The organism is Streptomyces similanensis (assembly GCF_039543625.1).
Lineage (GTDB): Bacteria > Actinomycetota > Actinomycetes > Streptomycetales > Streptomycetaceae > Streptomyces > Streptomyces similanensis.
On sequence record NZ_BAABKC010000032.1, the window covers coordinates 100,327 to 110,762 of the forward strand.

General features: G+C 73.9%; 4 protein-coding genes. 1 reads left to right on the forward strand and 3 read right to left on the reverse strand.

Features of this window, described 5'->3' with window-relative positions; translation table 11 throughout:
* Positions 1-47: 47 nt before the first annotated feature.
* The gene (locus ABEB07_RS11125) at positions 48-1,475 is read right to left on the reverse strand and encodes an MFS transporter (RefSeq protein WP_345668121.1); all 1,428 of its coding nucleotides are present in this window, start codon (positions 1,473-1,475) and stop codon (positions 48-50) included.
* Between the two features lie 186 nt (positions 1,476-1,661).
* Between ABEB07_RS11125 and ABEB07_RS11130 the strand changes: the two genes are divergently transcribed.
* Positions 1,662-2,096 carry a winged helix-turn-helix transcriptional regulator gene (locus tag ABEB07_RS11130; protein WP_164583503.1) on the forward strand — a complete coding sequence of 145 codons (435 nt, stop codon included), beginning with the start codon at positions 1,662-1,664 and terminating at the stop codon, positions 2,094-2,096.
* A gap of 369 nt (positions 2,097-2,465) precedes the next feature.
* Here the strand turns inward: ABEB07_RS11130 and ABEB07_RS11135 are convergent, their stop codons facing one another.
* Together ABEB07_RS11135 and ABEB07_RS11140 are read right to left on the reverse strand one after the other, a co-directional pair.
* Positions 2,466-9,152 carry a type I polyketide synthase gene (locus tag ABEB07_RS11135; protein ID WP_345668122.1) on the reverse strand — a complete coding sequence of 2,229 codons (6,687 nt, stop codon included), beginning with the start codon at positions 9,150-9,152 and terminating at the stop codon, positions 2,466-2,468.
* 81 nt (positions 9,153-9,233) lie between these two features.
* On the reverse strand, positions 9,234-10,430 hold the full coding sequence (locus tag ABEB07_RS11140; protein WP_345668127.1) for a phosphopantetheine-binding protein: 1,197 nt from the start codon (positions 10,428-10,430) through the stop codon (positions 9,234-9,236).
* Between the last annotated feature and the right edge of the window lie 6 nt (positions 10,431-10,436).

Below are 10,436 nucleotides of genomic sequence, written 5' to 3' on the forward strand. Positions count from 1 at the left end.
CGGCGGGCCGGGTCCGGCGGGCGGCCCGGGGTCGCCGGGCCGGCGGATCAGCGCGTGGTCTCCACCGACTCCAGCAGCGGGCCACTGGCCAGGGCCGGGTCCTCGGCGCCGATGCCCGAGCGGCTGCGCAGGCCGAAGGCGCTGACGAGGACGGCGGCCGCCGCGGCGACGAGCGGGACGACGAGCGCGGCGCGGTAGCCGTCCAGCATGGCCTGCGCTCCGGTGCCGTCGGTCGCCGCGGTGATGGCCGCGGAGGCCGAGGACAGGCCGAGCGCGGCGCCGAACTGGAAGCAGGTGTACAGCAGACCGCCGGCCACGCCCTGCTCCTCCTCCTCGATGCCCTCGGTGGCGACGATGGTCAGCGGGCCGTAGGCCAGCGAGAAGGACAGGCCGAGCACGATCAGGCTCGGGAACATCATCAGGTACGTCCAGTCCAGGCCCAGGGGCAGCATGAGGGCGTAGGACAGCACGGCCAGCAGCAGACCGCCGAAGATGACCCGGGCGTTGCCGAACTTGTTCACCAGCTTGGGGGTGAGCGTCGGCGACAGGATCGCGTCGATGCCGATGACGATCATCGCGAAGCTGGTCTCCAGGGTCGACCAGCCGCGCAACTCCTGGAGGTAGAGCACGACGACGAACTGGAAGCCGAAGAACCCGGCGGCGAACAGCAGTCCGGCGAGGTTGGCGCGGACCAGGCTGCCGGCCCGCAGCAGGCCGAGCCGGACCAGCGGGGCGGACGCCTTGCGCTCGATCAGCGTGAAGGCGAGGAAGAGCACCAGGCTGGCGGCGACGGTGAGCACGGTCTGCACGGCCGGCACGTGGGTGGCGCGCTCGACGGAGAGGACCAGCAGCAGGATCGCGGCGGTGACGCTGAACGCGCCGGCCACGTCCATGCTCTGACCGCTGCGGTCGGGCTTGGCGGACTTGGGGATCAGGGCGGCGCCGGTGGCCAGGATGAGGAAGGAGAGGATCACCGGGGCGAAGAACACCCAGCGCCAGTCGACCGAGGCGAGCAGACCGCCGATCACCAGGCCGATGGAGAAGCCGCCGGCCGCGGTGCCCGAGTACACGAGCAGGGCCTTGTTGCGCTGCGGGCCCTCCGCGAAGCTGGTGGTGATGATCGACAGGCCGGCCGGCGTCATGAACGCGGCCGACACACCGGTGACGAACCGGGCGACGATCAGCATCCAGCCCTCGGTGGCGAGACCGCCGAGCCCGGAGAACAGCAGGAACACGGTCAGCCAGGCCAGGAACATCTGCCGGCGCCCGAAGAGGTCGGCGGCACGACCGCCGAGCAGCATGAAGCCGCCGTAGCCGAGGACGTAGGCGCTCATCACCCACTGGAGCATGCCGGTGGACAGGTCCAGGTCGGCGCGGATCGACGGCAGGGCGACGTTGAGCATGGCGACGTCGACGCCCTCCAGGAAGATCGCACCACACAGCACGAACAGCACGCCCCAAGCGCGCCCGCTCATGCGATCAGTGCCGCTGTCCGGAGAGGATTGCAGTGCGGACACGGAATTGACTCCTTGCTGAGGAAAAAATGGGTGGCGGAATCGGGGCGACCGCTGAAGTCGCCGACTCGCAGGCGAAACGTTCGCGAGGAGTCGTAGGCGGTTCCCACTTGTAACCACAGGCATCATCGGGCAGGCTCGATGACTATGGAAGAAGGCACTTTGAAGTCACCGACTCACTGCACGGGTACCGACGATTACGAGGTGATGCAGTGGGACACCCGTCAGGGCTGTGAGGTGCGGCAGATCCTGGACCGGGTGGCGGACAAGTGGTCCCTGCTGGTGATAGCGCTGCTGGACCGCCGGGTGCTGCGCTTCAGCGAGCTGCGCCGGCTGATCGAGGGCATCAGCCAGCGCATGCTGACCGTCACGCTGCGCCAGCTGGAACGCGATGGCCTGGTCAAACGCACGGTGCACCCGGTGGTGCCGCCGCGGGTGGAGTACGAGTTGACGCCGCTGGGGGCGACGCTGCACGACACGATCCGCAGCCTCGTCATCTGGACCGAGGAGCACCAGAGCGAGATCGCCACGGCCCGCGCCGACTACGACCGGCGGGCCGCGGACCAGGCCGAGCCGGCGTGAGGCGCCGGGCGTTCGAGGGGGATTTACGCGCCGTTTCCCGCACCGTTTCCCCCTTGGACCGCCCGGGGTCCGGACACGCGGTGATCGCATCCATTGCCTCCTTTTTCCGGCCGGGACCGGCGGCGATTCCCGTGCGGTTCCCCAGCGATTACCGGCCGATTACCGGCGAGTGACCGTGCGATTCCCGCCGGTCGCCCGCTGAATTACCGCGCACCGCTCCGGAAATCCTTTTCACCGCAGGCGCTCGCGCGAGTGCACACCGGTCTGAAAGCGCGGGACCGGGTCCTGCCGGGGCTCGACCCGGGCACGGATGTCCTCCGGCCGGGACGCGGGCCGCCGTCTCCCGGGAGGCGGCGGCCCGCGAGGGGATCAGGGGGCCGGCGGGAAGTGGCCTTCCTGGACGAAGAACCCGACGTATCTGCCGAAGAGTTCCTCGGTCAGCGGCGGGCACGCGATGCCCGTGCCGGACAGCGCGGCCTCCGTCTCCCCGGTGTCGAGGACCGGGTAGAAGGCGTCGGTGTCGGAGGTCATCATCTCGAAGGCGTGCAGCAGCGGCAGCAGGGCGTTGTCCCGGTCCGCGCGCAGTGCCGCCCGCCACCGCTCCCCCTCGGCCTCCTCCAGCCGGTAGCCGAGCCGGCGCAGGTACGTCACGCAGTCGGCGAGACCGAGCGAGCTGCGGTTGAACAGGTGGTAGGTGCCGCCGGCGCCCTGGGGCCGCCGGGAGATGCCCAGGATCGCGGCGCTGACGTAGTCCACCGGCAGCAGGTGGAAGCGGCCGCCGGTGCCGGCGGGGACGAGGCGCGCCTGGAGCAGGCCCTTGAGGGCGAGCCAGACGAAGTCGCGGGTCTGGCAGGCGCCGTTGTCCCGGTCGCCGGAGATGACGTCGACCCGGTACACGGACACCGGCAGGCCCCGCTCGCGCGCCAGCTCCACGATCTGCTCGGCGACCCACTTGCTGCGCAGGTAGCCGCTGGGCAGCGCCTCGGCCGGGCCGGTCGGATCGGTCACCCGCAGCGGGACGCCCGGGGTGACGGGCCCGTCGAACACGCCGACGGTGGAGACGTGGTGGACGGGCACGGTGCGGTGCCGGGCCGCGAGCCGCAGCACCTCGCGGGTGCCGTCGACGTTGGCGTCGCGCAGCGCCTGGTAGGGCTTGAGCCAGTGCACGGAGGCGCCCGCGTGGTAGACGGCGTCGACGGTGCGGGCGAGGTCGTCGAACCGTTCCTCGCCGAGCCCCAGCCGCTCCTGGGCGAGGTCGCCGACCACGACGCGCAGGCGCTGTTCGTCGATGTCGTCCCAGACCCGGTACCACCGCAGGCTCTCGTGCAGCCGCTGCTCGGCGGCCCGTTGGTCCGAGCCGCGGACCAGGCAGTGCACGCGGGCCGTGGTGGTGCGCATCAGGTCGCGCAGCAGGAAGGCGCCGAGGAAGCCGCTGGCTCCGGTGAGCAGGATCTCCCGCGGGTCGGCGACGGTGCGAACGACCTCGGCGGCCGGGGCGATGTCGGCGGGCAGGTGGATGTCGGCCGCGTAGTCGACCTCGTCCGCGGCGGCGGCGTCGGCGGGGCCGGCGTCGAGGGCGCCGAGCAGGTGGCCGGCCAGGGCGTCGGGGGTCGGGTGGTCGAAGACCACGGTGGCGGGCAGGGTCAGTCCGGTGAGCGCGGCGACGCGGTGGCGCAGTTCGACGGAGGTGAGCGAGTCGAGGCCGAGCTGCGGGAAGGAGCGGTCCGGCGCGATGCCGTCCGCGCCGGTGCGGCCGAGGACGCGGGCGGTCTCCTCCAGCAGCGCGGCGAGGACGGCGGCATGCCGCGCCGGGTGTCCGTCGAGCCCGGCGAGCCGGTCGGCGAGCGCGGGCGCGGCGTCGGCCGCGCCGTGGGCGGCGGGCCGGCGCGGGATACGGACCAGGCCGGTGAGCACGGCCGGGACGCGTGGCTGGTCGCGCAGGGCGGTGGTGTCCAGCGGGGTGGCCACCGGGTCGGGCCGGCCGAGCCGCAGCGCGAGGTCGAACAGGGCGAGGCCCTGGGCGGTCTCGACGGGCTTGAAGCCGCTGCGGGCGATGCGCCGCAGGTCGGTCTCGGTGAGGTCGCCGGTCAGTTCGGAGGCCCGCGCCCAAAGGCCCCAGGAGAGGGAGGTGGCGGCCAGGCCGTGGGCGGCGCGGTGCCGGGCCAGCGCGTCGAGGAAGGCGTTGGCGGCGGCGTAGGTGGACTGACCGGGCCCGCCGACGAGTGCGGCGATCGACGAGAACAGGACGAAGGCGGTCAGGTCGTGGTCGCGGGTGAGGTCGTGCAGGTGCCAGGCCGCGTCCGCCTTCGGCCCGAGGACCCGGGCGAGCCGCTCGGGGCTCTGGGCGCCGATCACGCCGTCGTCGAGGACGCCCGCGGTGTGCACGACGCCGCGCAGCGGGTGCTCGGCGGGGATCGCGGCGAGCACGGCGGCGAGGGCGTCGCGGTCGGACACGTCGCAGGCGGCGACGGCGACGGTGGCGCCGAGCGCGGTCAGCTCCTCGCGCAGCGCGCCCGCCCGGGGGGCGTCGGCGCCGCGCCGGCTGACCAGCAGTAGGTGCCGTACGCCGTGCGCGGTGACCAGATGCCGGGCGAACAGCGCGCCGAGCGAGCCGGTGCCGCCGGTGATCAGCACGGTGCCGTCCGGGTCCCAGACCGGAGCGGCGGGTGCACCGGGCCGCCCGGCCCGGACCAGCCGGGGGACGAGCACCCGCGGGTCTGTGGCGGGCCGTACAGCGACCTGCGGGTCTGCGGCGGACCGCACGACGGCCTGCGGCTCCGCAGGGGGACGCACGGCAACCTGCGGGTCTGGGACAGGACTTACGGCAACCTGCCGATCTGCGGCGGGACTTACGGTGACCTGCGGCTCCGTAGCGGAAAGCGCGGCCGCCCGTGGCTCTGTGGCGGGGCGTACGGCAACTTGCGGTTCGCCGGAGGTGACCGCTGCGGACAGGACGGCGTCCAGACCGGGAGCGTCGGGGTCGTGGACGTCGGCGAGGACGAGCCGGCCGGGCGCCTCCGACTGGGCCGAGCGCAGCAGGCCCCAGGCGGCCGCGGCGCCGAGGTCGCGGATGTCCTCGCCGTCGGCGACGGCGACCGCGCCGCTGGTGAGCACGACCAGCGGTACGCCCGCCAGGGCGTCCTCGGCGAGCCACCGCCGGGTCAGCTCCAGTACCCGCGTCAGCGTGTCGTGCACCGCGTGCGGGGACGTGCCGCCGGGCGGCGGGACGAGCCGCAGCCGTACGGCGTCGATCGGGGCGCCCGCGGTGACGGCGGCGGCGAGTTCGGCCGGGCCGGTGCCGCCGCCGTCGGGCGAGAGGTCCGCCCAGCGCAGGGTCGCGGGGGCCGGCGGGCGCGGTGTCCAGTCGACCTGGAACAGCGCGTCGTGGTGCCGGTCGCGGGCGGCGGCGAGCGCTTGGGCGTCGGCCGCCCCGGCGGTGACGGCGTCGGCCTCGGCGACGGGCGCGCCGGCCGGGTCGGCCAGGTGCAGGGCGAGGTCGCCGGTGTCCGGATCGGTGGTGAGCCGGGCGCGCAGTTCCCGGGCGCCGGTGGCGTGCAGGCGGACGCCCGTCCAGCGCCGTGCCACGCGGTCGGGTCCGAGCAGCGGGCGCAGGGCCGCGTCGAGCAGCGCGGGGTGAACGCCGTAGCCGTCCGCCTGGTCGGCGAGGCCGTCCGGCAGCCGTACCTCGGCGAGGAGTTCGCCGTCGCGCCGCCACGCCGCGGTGAGGCAGCGCAGCTCGGGCGCGCTGCCGGTGCCGGCGGCGGCGAACCGCTCGTGCAGTGCGTCCACGTCGACGGCGGTGGCGTCGGCGGGCGGCCACGGCCGCGGGTCCGCGTCGGCCGCCCGCCCGGCCGACGGCGTCAGGCCCAGCGTGCCGTGGGCGTGAGCGACCCAGCCGGCCGAGGGGTCCTCGCCGCGGGACCGCACGGTCAGGGTGCGCCGTCCGTCCGCGTCGGCGGCTCCGACGCGCAGTTGCAGGTGCAGTGCGCCGTGCGCGGGCAGGACGAGGGGCTCCTTCAGGGTGAGTTCCTCGACCGTGGTGCAGCCGGTCTCGTCGCCCGCCCGGACGGCGAGTTCGACCAGGACGGCGTCCGGTACGACGGCCTCGCCGGCCACCGTGTGCGCGGCCAGCCACGGGTGGGCGCGGGCCGACAGGCCGGCCGTGAACACCGTCTCGTCGCTGTCGGCGAGGGTGAGAGCCGCGCCGAGCAGCGGGTGCCCGGACCGGTCGAGGCCGAGCCCGGTGGCGTCGGCGGCGGTCGTCTCCGGCGCCGTCACCCAGTAGCGCTGGTGCTGGAAGGCGTAGGTCGGCAGGGGGAGGAGGCGGGCGCCGGAGCCGGCGAAGTACGCCTCCCAGTCCACTCGGACGCCCTCCAGGTGCAGGTCGGCGAGCGCCTCGACCAGGGTGCGGGCCTCGGCGCGCCCGCGCCGCTGGAGAGCGAGGGCGCGGGGGCTGTCGTCCAGGATGCCTCGGTTGAGTGCGGTGAGGATGCCGTCGGGGCCGATCTCCAGGAAGGTGCTCACACCCGCCTCCCGCATCGCACCGACCGCGTCCGCGTACCGCACCCCCTCCCGCACCTGACGCACCCAGTACTCCGCATGCCGCAGATCCTCACCACCCGCCAACCGACCCGTCAACGTCGACACCACCGCCAACCCCGGCCGCCCGAACTCCACCCCCTTCAACACCGTACGAAATTCCTCCAACATCCCCTCCATCCGCGGCGAATGAAACGCATGCGACACCACCAACCGCCGCACCCGACGCCCCAACCCAGCAAAATGAGCCACCACCTCCCCCACCGCACCCTCATCACCCGACACCACCACCGCACGCGGCCCGTTCACCGCCGCCAAACCCACCTCACCCCCACGACCCACCAGCAAGGGAACCACCTCACCCTCCCCCGCCTCCACCGCCACCATCACACCCCCCGCGGGCAACACCTCCATCAAACCCGCCCGCGCGGCCACCACCCGACACGCATCCCCCAACGACAACACACCCGCCACATACGCCGCCACCAACTCCCCCACCGAATGCCCCGCCACCACACCCGGCACCACACCCCACGACTCCACCAACCGGAACAACGCCACCTCGAACGCGAACAACGCCGGCTGCGTCCACCCCGTCCGATCCAACACACCACCAGAACCCTCGAACATCACCTCCCGCAACGACCCACCCACCAACGGATCCAACACCCCACACACCTCATCCAACACCGCACCGAACACCGGAAACACCGACGCCAACTCCCGCCCCATCCCCACCCACTGCGACCCCTGACCCGAAAACACGAAACCGACCGTGCCGGTGGGCACCGCGCCGGGCAGGACGCGGGCGCGGCCGGGGTCGGCGGCGAGGTCGCGCAGGGCCGCCTCGAGTTCGGCGCGGTCGGCGCCGGTGACGGCGGCCCGGTGGTCGTGCAGGGTGCGGGTGGCGGCCAGGGAGCGGCCGATGTCGGCGGCGGTGGCCGCGGGGTGCTCGGCGAGGTGGGCGAGGAGGCGTTCGGCCTGGGCGGCGAGGGCCCGTTCGCCGCGGGCGGAGAGGAACCAGGGCACCGCGGGCAGCGGCGCGCCGCCGACCGCCTGCGCCCGTTCCTGTTTGTGTTCGTCCTGCCGCGGGCCGGGGTGTTCCTCCAGGATGACGTGGGCGTTGGTGCCGCTGACGCCGAACGCGGACACGGCGGCCCGGCGCGGCCGGTCCGTGCCCGGCCACGCGCGTTCCTCGGTGAGCAGTTCCACCGCGCCGGCCGACCAGTCGACCATGGGCGTGGGCCGGTCGACGTGCAGCGTGCGCGGCAGGGTGCCGTGCCGCATGGCCTGCACCATCTTGATGACCCCGCCCACACCGGCGGCGGCGACGGTGTGTCCCAGGTTGGACTTCAACGAGCCCAGGTACAGCGGCTGTTCGCGGTCCTGGCAGTACGTCGCCAGCAGCGCCTGCGCCTCGATCGGATCCCCGAGCCGGGTCCCCGTACCGTGCGCCTCCACCACGTCCACGTCCGCCGCGACCAACCCCGCGTCCGCCAGCGCCTGCCGGATCACCCGCTCCTGCGACGGACCGTTCGGCGCCGTCAACCCATTGCTCGCACCGTCCTGATTCACCGCACTGCCCCGCACCACCGCCAGCACCCGATGACCATTGCGCAGCGCGTCCGACAACCGCTCCACGACCAGCAGGCCGACGCCTTCGGACCAGATGGTGCCGTCGGCCGCCGCCGCGAACGACTTGATGCGTCCGTCGGGGGCCAGACCGCGCTGGCGGCTGAAGTCGACGAAACCGCCGGGCGTCGCGGTCACGGTGACGCCGCCGGCCAGCGCGAGCGAGGACTCGCCGCGCCGGACGGATTCCACGGCCAGGTGCAGGGCGACCAGGGACGAGGAGCAGGCGGTGTCCACGGAGAGCGCGGGCCCCTCCAGACCGAGGGCGTAGGCGATCCGGCCGGAGGCGACGCTGCCGAGCTTGCCGGTCATCAGATGGCCTTCGAGCTCCTCGGGCCCGGACAGTCCCAGGTAGCTCTGCTCGATCACGCCGGCGAACACACCGGTGCGCGATCCTCTGAGGGCGGCGGGGTCGATGCCGGCGTCCTCCAGCGCCTCCCACGCGGTCTCCAGCAGGACGCGCTGCTGCGGGTCCATGGCGAGGGCCTCGCGCGGTGAGATGCCGAAGAAGTCCGCGTCGAACAGGGCCGCGCCGTCCAGGAACCCGGCCTCGCGGGTGTAGGAGGTGCCGGGGTCGTCGGCGTCGGGGCTGTAGAGGGCGTCCAGGTCCCAGCCCCGGTCGGCGGGGAACGGGCCGATCGCGTCGCGGCCCTCGGCGACCAGCCGCCACAGCTCCTCCGGGGAGGTGACCCCGCCGGGGAAGCGGCAGGCCATGCCGACGATGGCGACGGGTTCGGCGGCGGCGGACTCCAGCTCGGAGATCCGTTCGCGTGCCTTGTGCAGGTCCGTGGTCACCCACTTCAGGTAGTCGACCAGCTTCTGTTCCCGGGTCGGCTCGGGGGCGGCGGCGGGATCGGGGGTGGCGGCGGGCGGGACAGCAGACATGCGAAGTGAGCCTCTCGTCGAGTTCCGGGCGGGACACGTGGGTGTGCGGGGCGCCCGGGAGGGGCGGCCCGCACACCCGGGTCAGTCCGCCGCGCGGCCGAGCCGGGTGTCGATGAAGTCGAAGATGTCGTCGGCGGACGCGGCCTCGATCAGCTCCCGCGCGTCCACGGGGCCCGCGGCCGGGGTGGCGGCGGTCACCGTCTGCCCGGTGAGGTCCTCCAGGAGGCGGCGCAGCCGGGTAGCGGCCTCGGTGCGGGCGTCGCCGTGGTCGGGCAGCGCGCCGAGCGAGGTCTCCAGTTCGTCGAGGCGGGTGCGGACGGCGGTGGCGGGGTCGGCCGGTGCGGGGGCCGCCGCGTCGAGCAGGTAGGCGGTGAGCGCGGCCGGGCTGGGGTGGTCGAAGATCACGGTGGCGGGCAGCTTCAGACCGGTGTCCGCCGCGAGCCGGTTGCGCAGCTCGACCCCGGTCAGGGAGTCGAGGCCGAGTTCCTGGAACGGCTTGACCGGTGCGATGTCGGTCGGGTCGGCCAGCTTGAGCACACGTCGCAGCTGCGCGGTGACGGCCTGGAGGACGTAGGTCTCGCGCTGGATCCCGGCGAGGTCCGCGAGCCGTTCGGTCAGCGGTACGGCGCCGGCGGACTCGGCGGCCGGCTCGGCTCGCGGGGCGGTCGGGGGGACCGGTGTGCGGCCCTGGTCGCCGTCGGCCGGGGCGGTCTGGTCGAGCCAGTGCCGACGCCGTTGGAAGGCGTACGTCGGCAGGGGGACGCGGCGGGCGCCGGAGCCGGCGAAGTACGCCTCCCAGTCCACTCGGACGCCACGGGCGTGCAGTTCGCCCAGGGCGCGCACCACGGACTCGGCCTCGGGCCGGCCGGCGCGCACGGAGGCGAGGGCGGTGACGGCGTCCGGGTCGGGCACGGCCTGGGCGGTGAGTGCGGTGAGGATGCCGTCGGGGCCGATCTCCAGGAAGGTGGTCACACCCGCCTCCCGCATCGCACCGACCGCGTCCGCGTACCGCACCCCCTCCCGCACCTGACGCACCCAGTACTCCGCATGCCGCAGATCCTCACCACCCGCCAACCGACCCGACAACGTCGACACCACCGCCAACCCCGGCCGCCCGAACTCCACCCCCTTCAACACCGTACGAAACTCCTCCAACATCCCCTCCATCCGCGGCGAATGAAACGCATGCGACACCACCAACCGCCGCACCCGACGCCCCAACCCAGCAAAATGAGCCACCACCTCCCCCACCGCACCCTCATCACCCGACACCACCACCGCACG